At 70.3% G+C, this 14685-nt stretch carries 13 protein-coding genes and 1 pseudogene; 7 read left to right on the top strand and 7 right to left on the bottom strand.

Annotated features, from left to right (window positions below; translation table 11 throughout):
* Nucleotides 1–107: 107 nt before the first annotated feature.
* From StrepF001_RS12280 to StrepF001_RS12295, 3 genes are all read right to left on the bottom strand, one after another.
* Nucleotides 108–1373 (bottom strand): MFS transporter, encoded by a 1266-nt coding sequence (locus tag StrepF001_RS12280; protein ID WP_129798262.1) that lies wholly within the window; start codon nucleotides 1371–1373, stop codon nucleotides 108–110.
* A 183-nt stretch (nucleotides 1374–1556) separates the two neighbouring features.
* The gene (locus tag StrepF001_RS12290) at nucleotides 1557–2663 is read right to left on the bottom strand and encodes an FAD-dependent oxidoreductase (RefSeq protein ID WP_129798263.1); all 1107 of its coding nucleotides are present in this window, start codon (nucleotides 2661–2663) and stop codon (nucleotides 1557–1559) included.
* Nucleotides 2664–2777: 114 nt separating this feature from the next.
* Complete coding sequence (locus tag StrepF001_RS12295; protein WP_165396241.1) at nucleotides 2778–3806, bottom strand: alcohol dehydrogenase catalytic domain-containing protein; 1029 nt, start codon at nucleotides 3804–3806, stop codon at nucleotides 2778–2780.
* Between the two features lie 130 nt (nucleotides 3807–3936).
* Between StrepF001_RS12295 and StrepF001_RS12300 the strand changes: the two genes are divergently transcribed.
* From StrepF001_RS12300 to StrepF001_RS12325, 6 genes are all read left to right on the top strand, one after another.
* Complete coding sequence (locus tag StrepF001_RS12300; protein WP_129798450.1) at nucleotides 3937–4818, top strand: LysR family transcriptional regulator; 882 nt, start codon at nucleotides 3937–3939, stop codon at nucleotides 4816–4818.
* Between the two features lie 130 nt (nucleotides 4819–4948).
* Entirely contained in the window at nucleotides 4949–5230 is a 282-nt protein-coding gene (locus StrepF001_RS12305; protein WP_129798264.1) for a hypothetical protein, read from the top strand.
* A 15-nt stretch (nucleotides 5231–5245) separates the two neighbouring features.
* Nucleotides 5246–5779 (top strand): DinB family protein, encoded by a 534-nt coding sequence (locus StrepF001_RS12310; RefSeq protein WP_129798265.1) that lies wholly within the window; start codon nucleotides 5246–5248, stop codon nucleotides 5777–5779.
* A gap of 23 nt (nucleotides 5780–5802) precedes the next feature.
* Nucleotides 5803–6585 carry an SDR family oxidoreductase gene (locus StrepF001_RS12315; RefSeq protein WP_129798266.1) on the top strand — a complete coding sequence of 261 codons (783 nt, stop codon included), beginning with the start codon at nucleotides 5803–5805 and terminating at the stop codon, nucleotides 6583–6585.
* A gap of 87 nt (nucleotides 6586–6672) precedes the next feature.
* Nucleotides 6673–7017: a carboxymuconolactone decarboxylase family protein gene (locus tag StrepF001_RS12320; RefSeq protein ID WP_129798267.1), complete on the top strand. Its 345-nt coding sequence runs from the start codon at nucleotides 6673–6675 to the stop codon at nucleotides 7015–7017.
* 5 nt (nucleotides 7018–7022) lie between these two features.
* Nucleotides 7023–8258 carry an IS701 family transposase gene (locus StrepF001_RS12325; RefSeq protein ID WP_129798268.1) on the top strand — a complete coding sequence of 412 codons (1236 nt, stop codon included), beginning with the start codon at nucleotides 7023–7025 and terminating at the stop codon, nucleotides 8256–8258.
* A gap of 197 nt (nucleotides 8259–8455) precedes the next feature.
* Here StrepF001_RS12325 and StrepF001_RS47685 read toward each other — a convergent pair whose 3' ends face one another.
* From StrepF001_RS47685 to StrepF001_RS12340, 3 genes and pseudogenes are all read right to left on the bottom strand, one after another.
* Nucleotides 8456–9535, bottom strand: a complete 1080-nt coding sequence (locus StrepF001_RS47685) for a hypothetical protein (RefSeq protein ID WP_240797435.1) — start codon at nucleotides 9533–9535, stop codon at nucleotides 8456–8458.
* Nucleotides 9536–9833: 298 nt separating this feature from the next.
* Nucleotides 9834–10115 (bottom strand): annotated as a pseudogene (locus StrepF001_RS47690) (DUF4277 domain-containing protein); the annotation flags it as partial.
* A gap of 304 nt (nucleotides 10116–10419) precedes the next feature.
* Nucleotides 10420–10713, bottom strand: coding sequence for a hypothetical protein (locus StrepF001_RS12340; RefSeq protein ID WP_129798269.1), 294 nt, complete (start codon nucleotides 10711–10713; stop codon nucleotides 10420–10422).
* 628 nt (nucleotides 10714–11341) lie between these two features.
* Here StrepF001_RS12340 and StrepF001_RS47695 point away from each other — a divergent pair.
* On the top strand, nucleotides 11342–11530 hold the full coding sequence (locus StrepF001_RS47695; RefSeq protein ID WP_240797436.1) for a hypothetical protein: 189 nt from the start codon (nucleotides 11342–11344) through the stop codon (nucleotides 11528–11530).
* 143 nt (nucleotides 11531–11673) lie between these two features.
* Here StrepF001_RS47695 and StrepF001_RS12350 read toward each other — a convergent pair whose 3' ends face one another.
* On the bottom strand, nucleotides 11674–14532 hold the full coding sequence (locus StrepF001_RS12350; protein ID WP_129798270.1) for a LuxR family transcriptional regulator: 2859 nt from the start codon (nucleotides 14530–14532) through the stop codon (nucleotides 11674–11676).
* Nucleotides 14533–14685 lie beyond the last annotated feature (153 nt).

Raw genomic sequence — 14685 nt, forward strand, 5'->3', positions numbered from 1 at the left:
GGATCTTGCCGTGGTCGAGGTCAGCTGCTGACGGCTCGCCAGGACTTCAATCGAGGGATCCCGTGCTGGTCCAGGTAGTGCTGGCAGGAACCAGTGGTTCATGGTGCTCATCGACGATAGGCGGTGGCGGCGACGGCGGGCAGGAGAGCGAGGGAGAGGATGCCGCCGGTGAGGGCGAGGGCGGGGTAGCTGGTGGCGGCGACCATGATGCCGGAGGCCATGCCGCCGGTGGCGCCGGCGATGGCGATGGAGACGTCGACCAGGCCCTGGGTCTTGGCACGGGTGGCGAGCGGCACAGTGTCCGTGATGATCGCGGTGCCGGAGACGAGGCCGAAGTTCCAGCCCAGCCCCAGTAGGGCCAGAGCGAGCGCGAGGAGGCCGACGGAGTCACCGGGTGCTGCGGCGGCGAGGATGCCCGCGGCAAGCAGGGTGATTCCGGAGGCCGCGGCGATCTTCATGCGGCCGTAGCGGTCGACGAGCCAGCCTGTCAGCGGTGAGGGCAGGTACATGGCACCGATGTGGATGGCGATGACGAGGCCGGAGGCGGCGGTGCCATGGCCGTGATCGTGTATGTGGACCGGCGTCATGGTCATGATCGCAACCATGACGAGCTGGGTGAGGACCATGACCAGCGCGCCGAGGACGACGCCTCCGCGGCCGTCTGTCGTGTCAGCGGCGTCGGAGGCGGCCGGGTGCGTAGTGGCGTCGGCTTCCTTGGCCTGGGCGACGGTGCGGGCCAGGAGCAGCGGGTCGGGTCGCAGCCAGAGGGCGAGGACGAGGGCGGCCAGCGCGTAGGCGGCGCCGGAGAGTATGAAGGGACCGGCGAGGTTCGGTATGCCGAGGGTTTCGGCGAAGGTGCCGGTCGGCGCGGCGAGGTTGGGGCCGGCGACACCGCCGAGGGTGGTGGCGACCAGGACGGTGGAGACGGCGCGGGCCCGGTGGCCAGGTGGGGCAAGGTCGGCTCCGGCGTAGCGGGCCTGGAGGTTGGTTGCGGTGCCCGCGCCGTAGACGAACAGGGCGATGAACAGCAGGACTGGGTTGTCCAGGACAGCGGCGGTGATGACGCCGGCTGAGCCGATGGCGCCGGTGAGGTATCCGGTGGCAAGACCGGGGCGACGGCCTCGGGCCTGGGAGATGCGGCCGACGGCGACGGCGGCCAGCGCGGACCCGGCAGTGAACAGAGCGCTGGGCAACCCGGCGAGGCTGGTCGAGCCGAGCATGTCCTGGGCGAGGAGGGCGCCGACGGTGACGCCTGCGGCGAGGCCCGCGCCGCTGAGGACCTGGGAGGCGACCAGGACGCGCAGGATACGGCGCTGTGCCTGTGCGGGGTCGGATATGTGGGCCGTCGTGCCGATGGGTGCAGTGCTGGTCATGTCTCTTCCGGAGGGTAGGTCAGCGATCAGGTCGTCGGCGTCTTCGAGGCCGACGGACAGGCGGATCATGCTGTCCTCGGTGCCGCGCCTGGCACGCTCGGCCGGGTCCGCTGCCCGCACCGGCCTCCTCGGCGCTGACAGCCGACGACGACTGGATCGAAGTGGTGTCCACGGAGGGGAGCCTTATCTGCCGACGGTGGTGACGCTGATGCTGGGGTCGTTCGCGCCGGAGGGCGCCGCGAGGACGGCCAGCGCTGCGCCCTCGCCGGAGGCGAGGGCGCCTTCGATGTGTCCGGCGTGCTCGGTCGCCGTCTCGGTCGACGCCCAGTGCAGTCGGTCGTCGAGTGTCGGGCGCTGATAGAGGGGGTGGCCGAAGAGAGAGTAGTCGGCAAGGCGCTGGACGGTGGACGGGGAGGTCCACCGCTCTGCGCTCCAGTTCTGCACGTGCAGGACGTCGGGGGTGGCCGCGGCCGGGCCGAAGATCTGCGCAAGCTGGGCGGTGACGGCCTTGTCGAAGCCGGGGCGGACGGTGCGCGCGTGCGCGAATCCGAAGAGTGCGGCGGGTCGGCCGCCGGGTCCTGACATGTCGTGTATCTCCTGGAGCGGGCCGGTCCTGCTGAACGCCGCACCGGCCAGTCCCCTCTCCCGCCAGAAGGCGAAGGGGTATTGAGCGACGACCTTGGCGACTGCCCCCATCCAGACCGGCGTGGACCGGGCAAGGTGTACGAGGTCGGCGGGGAGCGCGTCGCCGAAGTCGATGCGCTCCAGCGCCAGGGCCGGTGGGACGGCCAGGATGACGTGCTCGGCGTGCAGGGTTCCGTCCGGGGTGTGCACGGCGAGACCGTCCCGGCCGTCCGGGTGGATGGCGGTGACGGGCGTGTTCAGCCGCAGGGTGTCGGTGGGCAGCGCAGTCGCGAGGGCGGAGACGAGGCTCTGGGATCCGGTGGCGAAACGGCGGGAGGGGGCATCGATCAGGTTGCCAGCAAGGCGGTGTGTGCCGGTGGTGTCCTGCAGGAGGGTGTCCCCGGCGAGATGCTGGTCGAAGGTCTTGATGCCGCTGCGTGCGGCCAGGTCGCGCACGCGCTCCTCTCCGTCCCAGAACCAGGTGGCTCCCAGGTCGAGGGCCCGGTCCAGGTTCGATGTGGAGGCCGACAACAGGCGTCCGCCGATGCGGTCGCGGGCCTCCAGGCAGACGGTGTCGCGGTCGGCGGCGTGCAGGGCAGTAGCGGCGGCCAGCCCGGAGGCACCGGCGCCGACCACTACCACGTCGTGGCTGTCCCGGTGGGACATGTGGAGCTTCCTTTCTCTTCAGGCCGACTTCGCGTATGCCGAACCATCGGCATCAGGCAGGGAACCTGCCCGCACTGAGGCAGAGGCGCCGGGTCGACGGCCCGGAGGGCCTGGTCACTTGCTTCTGGCGGTGTGCAGAACGATGCGGAAGCGGGGAGCTCCGGAGCGCAGCCGGGTCACGGCCTCGCCGGCCTGCTCCAGCGGCATGCGCTCGATCATGGGCCGTACGCCGTTGGTGACAGCGAACCGCATCGCCTCCTCTGTCTCGCGCGGGCTGCCGGTCAGGTGTCCGGTGACGGTGTGGCCGTTCATGACGAGCCGGGCCGCCGGGACGGTCACGGATCCGGCGTCGACGCCGACGAGGGTGATCTGTCCGTGCACGTTCAACCCGGTGAGCAGCTCGTCCACGGGGGCGGTGGAGGAAGCGGTGTGGACGATGAGGTCGGCGCCGCCCAGTTCCTTCAGGACGGCTCCGGGCGCCTGGGCGTTGCTGTCGATGTAGTGGTGGGCGCCGAGGTCGCGGGCGAGCTTCTCGCGGTCGCCGCCCCGGGCGATGGCGATGGTCTCGTAACCGAGCTTCGCCGCGAACTGGACGGCGAGGTGCCCCAGCCCGCCGAGCCCGAACACGGCGACGCGACCGCCCGCGCGCGTGCCTGCCTTACGCACGGCGTTGAAGGTCGTCACGCCCGCGCAGCCGAACGGGGCGGCGTCGAAGAGGTCGAGTCCGTCGGGGATGCGCGCGAGCGCGTCGGCGGGCACGGTGATGCTCTGGGCCCAGCCGCCCGGGTAGGACAGGCCGGGCACCTTGCGTTCGGGGCAGTGGACGACGTCGCCCGCCCGGCAGAACGCGCAGTGCCCGCAGCTGCCGCCGAACCAGCCGACGGCCACGCGGTCTCCGACCGACCAGCCCTCGACCTGGTCGCCCACCTCGGCGATGACACCGGCGACCTCGTGCCCGGGAGTGACCGGGAAGGACGTACCGGAGCCGGTGGCCGCGGCTGTTGCGATGTCGGCGTTGCACACGCCGCTCGCCGTGACGGACACCCGGACCCACGTGCCCGTCGGCGATGCCGTCTCGGCCATGGAGGGGTGAAGAGGGCCTCGGGGCTCGGTCACGACCATGGTCACGGCAGTGTCTGACATGGTGCCTCTTGCCTTCCGAACGACGATGCATATAGCTGCTGGTTATGCTGAATGAGCAGGAGCCCCACCGTAGGCGGAGGTAAACCAGTCCGGTAGGGGACATCAGTGAATGGAGCGATAAGCCGTGGCTATGATCGATCGCCTGAATCCCGAAGGACTCCGGTATGCGCAGGCAGTCGCCGAGACCAAGTCGTTCAGCGCCGCCGCACGGGCTTACGGCGTCACCCAGCCTGCCCTGTCCAACGGGATCGCCAAACTGGAGGAGCGCCTCGGCGACCGGCTGTTCGACCGGTCGCCGCGCGGTGTGACCCAGACGGCGTTCGGCGCGCGGATCCTGCCGTTGATCGAGCGCGCCCTGGTCGCGCTCGACGCCGTCGCGGCGGAGGCCAGGCGGTTGACCGAACCCGGCGAGCAGAAGATCCGCGTGGGCGTCTCGCCCCTGATCGGCGCCCACCTGGTCGCCCGCGCGTTCAGCATGGTGCGCGGCCTTCCCGTGCCCCGCGACCTCGTGCTGCGCGAGGCGAACATGCAGGACCTGCGCGAATGCCTGCTGGCCGGCCAGCTCGACATCATCCTGATCCCGGCCGTCGCCGCGATGCCGCGCTTCGAGCACCGGGTCATCGACGTCGAGCCGATCGTCGTCGTCACCCCCGATTCCGCAGCGGACGCTCCGCTCGAACTCGAAGAGGCCGGCAAGGAGCAGTTCATCCTCGTTCCGGACACCTGCGGCCTGACCACGTTCACCACACAGCTCTTCCAGGCGCACGAGATGCCTCTGTGCACCTATCCGGGAGAAGCCGCCAGCTACCAGGTCCTGGAGGACTGGACGAAGCTCGGCCTGGGCTCGGCCATGGTCCCCCGCTCCAAGCTCACCTCACCCGACGTCCCGCACCGGCCACTGATGAACGAGGGCCGCGAGGTACAGATCTCCTTCGAAGCGGTGTGGAGCGCCGACTCCCCGCTCGCTGTGGACCTTCTCCGACTGGCCGACGGGCTCGCCGCCGCCCGCTAGCCATATGCACTGCTTATACCCTGATTCAAAGGGATCCTCTACCGGACCTCGCATGGAGTGCCTAACTTGGCAGGCACGTTGCGGTACACACCGCTCCGCTCATTCCCTGCCGATCGAGCGAGGCATAACCATGGCATATCTTGAAATCACACTGCAGGTGGAGCCGGCCAACCGAATCGCGGCCGCCGGCGTGTACGAGAAGTACAAGCAGCCGTTCCTGGACACCGTCCCCGGCGCCATCAGCAAGCAGCTCCTCGTCCGCGACGAGGACGTCCAGGTCCTCCACGGCTTCCAGACCGTGGCCGACGCGAAGGCGTACCTGGCGAGCGACCTGTTCACCCGCGATGTGGTCGGTGGCCTGTCCCCGCTGTTGAAGGCGGCACCCGAGGTGCGCGTCTACGACACCGTCTGATCCCCGGGTGGAGTCATGGACGACCTCAAAGCGCTGCTACGCGAGTACGACCGTGCCCGCGCCTACACCGACGAGCTGTGGAGAGACCTCACGCCGGACGAGGTGACCTGGCGCCCGCACGGGAACTCCAGTGCCATCGGCTGGCATCTCGGCCACCAGGCCCACGTCGCCCACTTCATGATCCGCAACCTCACCGCGGCCGAGCCCAGCCCCGACCCGGAACTGGACGCGCTCATGGACTCCGCGAATCCGGAGAAGTTCCGCGGCGCGCTGCCCACCGTCGAACGGCTCACCGCCTTCCGCGACACCGTCGCCGAACGCGTCCACGCCCGCATCGGCGACATCGCCGCCGGCAACGTCGGCGCCCCCACCCAACTGACCGTCGTCGCCACCCACCTGCTGACCGCACTGATCAACCACGAGTACCAGCACGACCAGTGGATCAGCGAGGTCCGTACCGAAGACCTCGGCCACGCGCTCCCGCCCGACCCCGCCTCGGACCGGCTCAGCCGCGTCGACGGCTACCTCGTCCTCAACCCCTACGCCTGACCAGCACGAAACAGGAGCACCACATGTCCAGCACCACCCTCGACTTCACCGGGCAGAAGGTCGTCGTCATCGGCGGCACCAGCGGCATGGGCTACGCCGTCGCCCGCCACGTCCTCGATGCCGGCGGCAGCGCCGTCGTCACCGGCCGCACCCAGGCGAGCGCCGACGAGGCGGCAGCCGCCCTGTCCCCCCACGGCAAGGCCATCGGCCTGGCAGCCGACCTGGCCGACCCCGTGGCTGTCGACCGTCTGCGCGCCGTCCTCACCGAGGAGCACGCCGATGCCACCCTCCTCGTCAACGCGGCCGGCGTGTTCGCCCTGAAGTCCTTCCTGGAGCACACGTCCGAGGACTACGACCGCTACCAGGCCATCAACCGGGCCTTCTTCTTCCTCACCCAGACCGTCGCCGGCAACATGATCGCCCGCGGCACGAAGGGAGCCGTCGTCAACATCGGCTCCATGTGGGCGCACCAGGCCATCGCCGCCACGCCCTCGTCGGCGTACTCGATGGCCAAGGCCGCACTGCACTCCCTCACCCAGCACCTCGCGATGGAACTCGCCTCGCACGGCATCCGCGTCAACGCGGTCGCCCCCGCCGTCGTGCGCACCCCCATCTACGAGGAGTTCATCCCCAAGGCGGACGTCGACTCCGCGCTCGACGGGTTCAACACCTTCCACCCCCTCGGCCGCACCGGCACCTCCGACGACGTCGCCGCCACCGTCGCCTTCCTCCTGTCGAGCCAGACCGACTGGGTCACCGGCGCCGTCTGGGACATCGACGGCGGCGTCATGGCCGGACGCAACTGACCTGCCTCACTACCACCTCATCCACAGCCCCCGGGCGGCGCCGCCCGGGGCAACACCCGCTCATTGACGGACATCACAGGAGCACACGTGTCGTACCACGACCACAGCGACCACCAGTACGCCAAGAACCTCCGCGTCGGCGCTCCGACGGCATTCAAGGCGTTCCTGGCCTTCGACCAGGCCGCCCTCTCCGGCTCCGACAAGGTCATCCCTCGCAAGTACCCCGAGCTCATGGCCGTGGCCGTGGCACTGATCACCCAGTGCGCGTACTGCATCGAGGCGCACACCAAGGCCGCGCACGCCGCTGGCGCGACCCAGGAGGAACTGGCGGAGACCACCATGATCGCGGCCGCACTGCGCGCGGGCAGTCTGATTACTAGTAGGGCTTGGTTATCTTGGATGGGGAATGGTGTGTTGGCCTTGCGGAGGTGAGGGCCATGACCCCGCGGGAGCTGGTGGAGGCCCAGGACCGGCTGGCGGCGTTCGCGGCCGAGGTGTTCGCCCCGCTGGGGCGGTCCGACCAGCGGCGGTGGGGCGAGCGGTATGTGCGCGGGCTGCTCGGCGAGGGGCGGCGCAAGTCGATGGAGCCGATGGCCGCCCGGCTGGGGGTGGACCGGCAGGGGCTGCAGCAGTTCCTGGCCGACGCCCCGTGGTCCCATCAGATGGTGCTGGCCGAGCTGGCCTGGACGATGGAGCCGGTCATCCGCCCGGCCGCCTGGGTGATCGACGACGTGTCCTTCCCCAAGGACGGCCACGCCTCCCCGGGGGTGGCCGCGCAGTACTGCGGCGCGTTGGGCAAGACCGCCAACTGTCAGGTCGCCCCGAGCGTGCACCTGGTCACCGACGCCGCCTCCTGCCCGGTGAACTGGCGGCTGTTCCTGCCCCAGCAGTGGGACGTCGCCGCCGCCCCTGCCGAGGACGCCGACCAGGTGGCTGAGCGCCGCCGCCGTGCCCACATCCCCGACGAGGCCGGGCATGTCGAGAAGTGGCAGCTGGCCGTCGACATGGTCGACGAGCTGCGGTGCTGGGGGCTGGACCCGCCGCTGATCGTGGCCGACGAGGGCTACGGCCAGGACGGCGCCTTCCGGCTGGCGTTGGAAGAGCGCGGCATCGGCTACGTGGTCGGGGTGCGCTCGGACACCGCGGTGCTGCCCGAGACCGCCCTGCGCACCGCTCCGGCCTGGTCGGGCACCGGCCGGCCCCCGGTGCCCCGCTACCGGCAGGCGCCCACCTCGGTACGGGAGCTGGTCGTCCACGGCGGGCGCGGCGCGCTGCGCACGGTCACCTGGCGCCAGGGCAGCAAGGGGCCGTTGCGCTCGCGGTTCGCCGCGCTGCGGGTGCGCCCGGCCGGGGTGCGGCTGCGCCGTGCACACCCCGGACAGGACCTGCCGGTGTGCTGGCTGCTGGCCGAGTGGCCCGCCGGCGAGAAGGAGCCGACCAAGTACTGGCTGTCCACGCTGCCCGCGGATGTCCCGCTGCGGCACCTGGTGCGCTCGGCGAAGATCCGCTGGCGGGTCGAGCACGACTACCGCGAGCTGAAGACCGCCCTGGGCCTGGGCCACTTCGAAGGCCGCACCTTCAACGGCTTCCACCGGCACCTCACCCTGGCCTCGGTCGCCCAGGCGTTCTGCACCCTGGAGCGGCTGCGCCCTCCAGACCCGGCCGCGGCCTGACGACCTACCAGGTCGTAGCCGGACTGCAGGTCCTGCTGGCCTGCTGGACGGGGCAATGCCCTCTGTGCCGGACACCACTGCCCTCGCCCCAACACACCAGATCCGCCCCAACCTAACCAAGCCCTACTAGACCACAACACCGAAAGAGCCACAAAGCCGGTGAGGACGTCTAGTCCCGGACTTCGCGGGTCACCGTTTCAGGTCTGTGGCCAGCGGGTTTGGCCGATGTCGGTGTCAAGGAGGTCGAGGAGGTGGAGTTGGACGCCGCGGGTGATCTGGACGGTGGGCGGGTCGGTGACGTTGCCGATCCGCAGGGTGAGTTCGCCGAGGTGGTAGAAGATCATGCGGCCGGTGGGGCGGACGCGGCGGTTGTCGGGGTAGAGGCCGCTCATGGTCTGCTCGGGGCCGAGCGCCCGTCTGACCTGCCGCTCGATGAGGCAGAAGACCAGCAGGGCCAGGCAGATGACCTGGATCAGGGCGGCAACGCGCCGGTTGTGCTGCACGAAGACCGGCGCGACCGCGAGCGGGCCCTTGAAGTCGTGGTATCTGCGTTCGACCGCGCCCTGGCCCTTGTAGTGGATCAGAATCTGCCCGGCGTCCGCCTGGTCGGCGGGGACGGACGTCAGCAGTGCGTACCAGCCGTCGACCACGGCTTCGGCCTTCAGCACGCTGGTGTCGAAGTGCCAGGCCAGGACCGGGGTGCCGTCCTCGTTGTCGGTGACGGTCCAGCGCAGGCAGGAGGTGACACGGCGCTTGGCGGCGATGACACCGATCCGGGCGACGATCTTCTCCCGGGTCCTGTAGTGGCGCCCGCCAGCCGCAGCGGTGAGCTTGTTCAGGTCCTCTGCGGCCTTGGCCAGGCGTTTGTCCCGGGCGGCTTGCTGGCCGGCGGCGTTCGCGGTGGAGTGGACCAGGATCCGCCGGACGGTGAGCGGCGGATCGCTCTTGCGGGGCCCGGTCAGGGTGTGGGTGTCCTCCAGCACGCGGTAGGTCTCGCGCTGCCCGGCGGGCTTGCTCGCCTCCCGGTCCGGCGTCCAGTCCACGACGGTGGCCTGCGCGAGATCGAGGGCGGCATAGACCTCGTCCTTGACCTGCGCGGCCGGGGCCGGGGCGATGAAGTGGACCCCGGCCGCCAGCAGGGCACTGACGTTGGAGTAGGACACCAGCTTGGAGTCGGCGACCATCAGGAAGTCGCGTTCGCCGGCCATGGTCCGCAGGTCCTTCATCGCGCCGACGACCTGGCTGACCTCGGCCGCCCCGCCCCGAAGACCCGGCATGGAGCGGGATGCCGCCGTCGGCCGACACTGCGAGTCCGGCCTGGACCTGCTTCAGATCGAAGCGCCGGTCCTTGGGATGCCCGTAGCCGCTCAGCGGGTAGTCCTCGTCCTGGCCCTCGGCCGGGAAGGCCCCGTGCACGGACATGCTGGTCATGTCCCAGTGCATCCGCGCCACATCGACCCCGAACCCACCGATCGCCCGTGCCCCGACCGTGCCCGCGATGTGCTCCAGGTGCGGAGCGACCGCATCCAGTGCCCGGGCCAGACGGTCATCGTTGAGCAGACCGGGCTCGATCCCGAAGACCTCCTCCACCGCCCAGCACCTGGCCCAGTCCTCCACCCGCACCAGCGGCGCGGGCGACGTCAGCCGGTTGGCCACCAACGCCTCGATCACCTGCCCGTGCGTCACCAGCGCACTCGCGCCACCAGGACACACCTCGTCGACGATCCCGGCGACATCCAGCCGGCGCAGAAACTCGGCAGCGACAGGCAGAGCGCCCAGACGCTTCTCCACCACGGACGTCACCGCCACTTCAAGGCGCTGACGCTGAGACCGTGGCCGCGGGGACCAGGAAGTCATCGACACACCCCACCCAACGCCACACCACCGGCCCGGGACACCCCCGGACCGGTCACACCATACGAATCAACGACCCGCGAAGTACGGGTCTAGTCGGCGGGGTGACTCGGACAGGATGTGGTTCAGGCCCCCGGCAAGCCGGCGCGACACCGAGGCAACAGTGACGACTGAAGCTTCAGGACACGCGCAGCACTACCGGGGACTGTTTTGCCCTCGGAGCCTTCGCACGGGCCTGACCGCGGTGCGAAGGCTCTGCCACGCAGAACTGAAGAGCACCAAGCCTGTCCTCCCGCGGCCGGATCGGTCACTCTGCATCGATGTCGGGCTGTATCTCCACGGTGAAGGCCGCGTCCTCAGGGCCGTCGCCTTCCTCGTCCTCCCAGACGATCACTCGCACGTGCCTCCGCCCGCCGCCACGCACCTCCCGCTCGGTCACCAGGTCGGTGACGACGAGGGCGGCAACATACTCAGCGTCCTCCTCGGGATCGACGGCAGTGATGGTCCCCCGCCACCGCTCGGAATGGCCACCGTAGGGGCGCCAGCCCTGCGAGCCGTGCGGCTCGTCGACCCTGTACACCCAGCCCTTCTCGGTGCCCATGACACCGATCCTTCCACTCAAGAAGCACCACGAGCCGCATCGGATCGTCACCCGCCGCACCCTGGCCTTCAACCCGGCGTCCTCGTCCTCCGGCAACTCCCACGCCAGATGTCCTCGGTTCGGGAAGTCCTGGTCCTGATCGTCGTCCCACTGCGGGAAGGCCCCGGATCGTAAAGCACTTCCGCAGCCGCGCGAGGCTGACCACGCCTACGCGGTCGCGTTCAAGCGCCCTGGCGGCGAGTGCGGCCCGGAGGCAGTGACTTTCAGCGTCGACGACGGTGAGCCGTCGTCGTGCGTGTCATCCGGGGCGACGCCGCCACTGTCTCATTCGTTTTTCCGACGCTGCGGGGCGGTCCCGCAGACCCGCAGCGATGGCCGGAATGGACCAACCAGGCGTGGCGCCACGACCTGGAGACGAACCGCACGACCCTGACCAAGCTCGGCCCCGGCCTGGTTTTCCGGCTGGCCCTCGCCCGACACCACACCGCGTTCACCCGCATTCACCCGGACGGCGACGAACTCATCCTCCTGGACGCCGACGACACCGCTCGCCGCGTCCCCCTCCCCGCCCTGGACGGCGCGCCGCCGCCGCGGCAGCACCTCCTGGGAGGGCGCGCAACGCCGTGCGGTGGCCGCCTCACCGGGCGCGGACTGGATAGCCGTCACCCGCGGCGGCCACCGCGAAGTCCACGTCTTCGACGCCCGAACAGGCAACGAAGCAGCCCGATTGAAGCTGGACACACCCTTGCGCCACGGCGGCCACACGATGCTGCGCACGCAGACCGACGGCGCCGAAGGCGATCCCGTGAGCCGGTGACGGCCGGGCCACGGCTGGCGGCCGGTGCGGAGCAGGCGGTCTCGACACAAAACTAACCGCACGCCTGGGCACGCTGGTGGACGGAGGGTCTGTGGTCTTCCGGATCGATCGTCGACGGCATTGATCATCGGCCAGAGTTGCCGTCAAGCAAGCAGCGGCCCGGAGCCCCACGGCGCCGCTTCCCCATGCGGCATCCGCTGCTGGTTACCCCGCCCCGGTTCCGGAGAAGACAGCGCTGAGCGGAGGTGTCTGCGCGAGCTGATGCCGAGCTTGGCGAAGACGTTGCCGAGGTGCCACTCCACCGTGCGCGGGCTGATGAACAGTTGGGCGCCGATCTCGGTGTTGGTGTGGCCATCCCTGGCCAGCCTGGCGATTTGGGCCTCCTGGCCGGTGAGCTCGGAGACGGCGCCGACCGCCCGCTTGCTCGCAGTCTCTCCGGTCGCCAGAAGCTCCCTGCGGGCGCGCTCGGCGAAGCCGTCGGCTCCGATGCAGCTGAACACCTCGTAAGCGGAGTGTAGTTGGGCGCGGCCCTCCTTGCGGCGGTTCTGGCGGCGCAACCACTCGCCGTACAGCAGACGGGCGCGGGCCAGATGGACGGCGGTCCGGCATCGTTCGAAATGCTCAATTGCCTTCTGGTAGAGCGCATCAGCAGCCCGGTCGTCGCTCAGGAGCGCGCGCGAACACGCCTCTGTGCCAAGTGCCCAATCGGTGCCGCTCGCGCGGGTGCGTTCGGTGAGCTTCTCCAGCGCGGACGCGGCGGCCTCCGGCTGCCCGTTGCGGGCGGCGGCCTCGATCAGTTCGACCAATGCCCAGCCGAAGAAGCCCAGATCCTCGTACTGGCACGCGCGCGTCGCGGCCGCCAGTGCATCGTCGTAGCGGCCGAGGCTGTTGTACAGGACCGCAGTCGCGTATTCGGCGAGGCTGAGTACGCGTCCCTCGCCGCGAGCCCGTACCTCTTCGATGGTGGTGTCGATGAGGTTCCGTGCCTGGAACTCCTGGCCGCGCCAGGCGGCGAGCACCAGGGACGTGTACATCATGGGTACGCCGCCGACCGCTTCCGAGATCGTCGTCGCCTCGTCGACGAGAGCCGCCGCGGTGGCGAACTCGCCGGCATACACGTGGCAGCACGCCTGGTAGGACAGCGTCATCGGGAGGACGGCGAGCGCACCCGCCTCGCGGGCGACGGCGGCGGCGCCGGCCGCCAGCTCGTGCCATGCCTCGTCGTCCCAGAGCTCCGGAGCGAGAGGCTCTGGTGTCACCCGGAACGCCAGCCACAGCCAGCGCTTCTCCGCATGCCCCGCTCCTGATCGCTGCTCCTGCCGGACGGCGTGCAGGGCACGCCTGAGACCGTCGACGCCGCCGGTGTGGCCGTCGATGATCAGCCCGGCCATGCCGTCCAGGAGGATGTCGACCATCCGCGGCGGCCTCGACGGCGGTGGGCCGGCGCGGGCCGCCTCGGCCACCTCCCGCAGTCCGGGCCCCTCGCTGAGACGGCCGGCGAAGACCGCCGCGCCCAGCGCTTCCAGCAGGGTGTCACGGGCGAGGGCGGCGTCGAGGGGCGCCAGCCGGTGCGCGGCGTCGAGCAGAAGCCGGGGCGCTTCGCCGCTGCGCAGCTGGGCGAAGACCAGCCGGGCCCGCAGCCGCTCCAGCCGGGCGCGCTGCAGGTCGTCGAGCGGGCCGGCCTCAGCGACAGTCAGCATGTTGTGGGCGTGGTCGGCCCCGCCGGCGTCGATCTCGGCCTGAGCGGCGGCCAGTGCACGGGCGACGCGGCGTGCGGGGTCGGGTGTCAGCTCCGCCGCCCGCCGCAGGAACGAGGCCGCCGCCGCGACCCCTCCCCGGCCCTGGGCCCGGTCGGCCGAGCGCTCCAGGTCGACGGCGACGCTCTCGTCGGGCTGGGCGGCAGCGTGAGCGCGATGCCACGCCCTGCGATCAGGATCAAGGCGTGGATCGGTGGCTTCCGCCAGCGCACGGTGCGCCGCCCGGCGGTACGGCGCGGACGTTCTCCGGTAGATGGACGAGCGCACCAGGGGATGATGGAACCGCACCCTGGTGCCGAACTCGATAAGTCCCGCAGTCTCGGCCGGCACTGCGGCATCCCCCGGTATGTCCTGCAGACCGGCTGCGCGCCACAACAGACACACGTCTCCGGTCGGGTCGGCCGCGGCGGTCAACAGAAGCCGCTGGCTGTCCTGCGGAAGTGATCGGAACCGCTGATGGAAGCGGGTCTCGATAGAGCTGGATACGGGGCGCGTGCCGGGGAGGCCGAAGCCGCCTGCCAACTCGGCAGGCTCGAGCGCACGCGGCAACTGCAGCAGAGCCATCGGATTGCCGTGTGCCTCGGCCACGATCCGGTCCCGTACGAGTGGGTCGAGCGGCACGCGAAGGGTTGAAGCCAGCAGGGCACGTGCGTCGGGCTCGCTGAGTCCTTCGACGATCAGCTCCGGCAGACCGGCCAGCTCACGAACGCCATCGTCTTCGGGCTCCCGCAGGGCGAAGATCAAAGCCACCGATTCGGCCTTCAACCGCCTGGCGACGAAAGCCAGTACTTGTAGGGACCCGTCATCGAGCCACTGCGCATCGTCAACAAGGCAGGCCAACGGCCGGTCTCCGGCGGCGCCAGCCAGTAGATCGAGCACGGCCAGCCCCACCAGGAACCGATGAGGTGCCTCGCCTTCCCGTAGTCCGAACGCCACGGACAGTGCATCGCGCTGCGGTCTGGGCAACCGCTGAAGCCGGTCCAGTAGGGGCGTGCAGAGCTGATGAAGGCCCGCGAACGGAAGCTCCATCTCCGACTCGATGCCCGCGAACGCGACGGTGCGGAATCCGACTGCCCGGTCGGCTGCGTAGTCCAGCAACGCGGTCTTGCCGATCCCCGCCTCGCCGCGCAGGACGAGAACCGCGCTGCTGCCCGCCCGCGCTGTGGCCAGCACCCGCTCCAGCGCGGCCAGCTCCTGGGCCCGGCCACGCGGTGCGACCTGCGAATCGATGGCGGGTACACCCATGAGTCGATCTACCTGGTCTCCTGCTCTACGGTAGCCTAATTTTATTCCCATTTGGGGGTTTTTGGTGGTTGTGCGGGCTCAGGCCCGACCCCGGGACCGGCCACGGGGCTGACCCCCGGGGGTTTCCCTGGGGCGACGCGCGCCGGCCCAGTC

This window comes from Streptomyces sp. F001, assembly GCF_004187715.1.
GTDB classification, from domain to species: Bacteria; Actinomycetota; Actinomycetes; order Streptomycetales; family Streptomycetaceae; genus Streptomyces; species Streptomyces flavusporus.

Excerpts from the sequence above, each read along its gene's own strand:
- StrepF001_RS12295 (WP_165396241.1), bottom strand. The coding sequence starts at position 3,806 with ATGTCAGACACTGCCGTGACCATGGTCGTGACCGAGCCCCGAGGCCCT.
- StrepF001_RS12305 (WP_129798264.1), top strand. The coding sequence starts at position 4,949 with ATGGCATATCTTGAAATCACACTGCAGGTGGAGCCGGCCAACCGAATC.
- StrepF001_RS12325 (WP_129798268.1), top strand. The coding sequence starts at position 7,023 with ATGACCCCGCGGGAGCTGGTGGAGGCCCAGGACCGGCTGGCGGCGTTC.
- StrepF001_RS12300 (WP_129798450.1), top strand. The coding sequence starts at position 3,937 with ATGATCGATCGCCTGAATCCCGAAGGACTCCGGTATGCGCAGGCAGTC.
- StrepF001_RS12350 (WP_129798270.1), bottom strand. The coding sequence starts at position 14,532 with ATGGGTGTACCCGCCATCGATTCGCAGGTCGCACCGCGTGGCCGGGCC.
- StrepF001_RS12340 (WP_129798269.1), bottom strand. The coding sequence starts at position 10,713 with ATGGGCACCGAGAAGGGCTGGGTGTACAGGGTCGACGAGCCGCACGGC.
- StrepF001_RS47685 (WP_240797435.1), bottom strand. The coding sequence starts at position 9,535 with ATGCCGGGTCTTCGGGGCGGGGCGGCCGAGGTCAGCCAGGTCGTCGGC.
- StrepF001_RS12310 (WP_129798265.1), top strand. The coding sequence starts at position 5,246 with ATGGACGACCTCAAAGCGCTGCTACGCGAGTACGACCGTGCCCGCGCC.
- StrepF001_RS12280 (WP_129798262.1), bottom strand. The coding sequence starts at position 1,373 with ATGACCAGCACTGCACCCATCGGCACGACGGCCCACATATCCGACCCC.
- StrepF001_RS12290 (WP_129798263.1), bottom strand. The coding sequence starts at position 2,663 with ATGTCCCACCGGGACAGCCACGACGTGGTAGTGGTCGGCGCCGGTGCC.
- StrepF001_RS12315 (WP_129798266.1), top strand. The coding sequence starts at position 5,803 with ATGTCCAGCACCACCCTCGACTTCACCGGGCAGAAGGTCGTCGTCATC.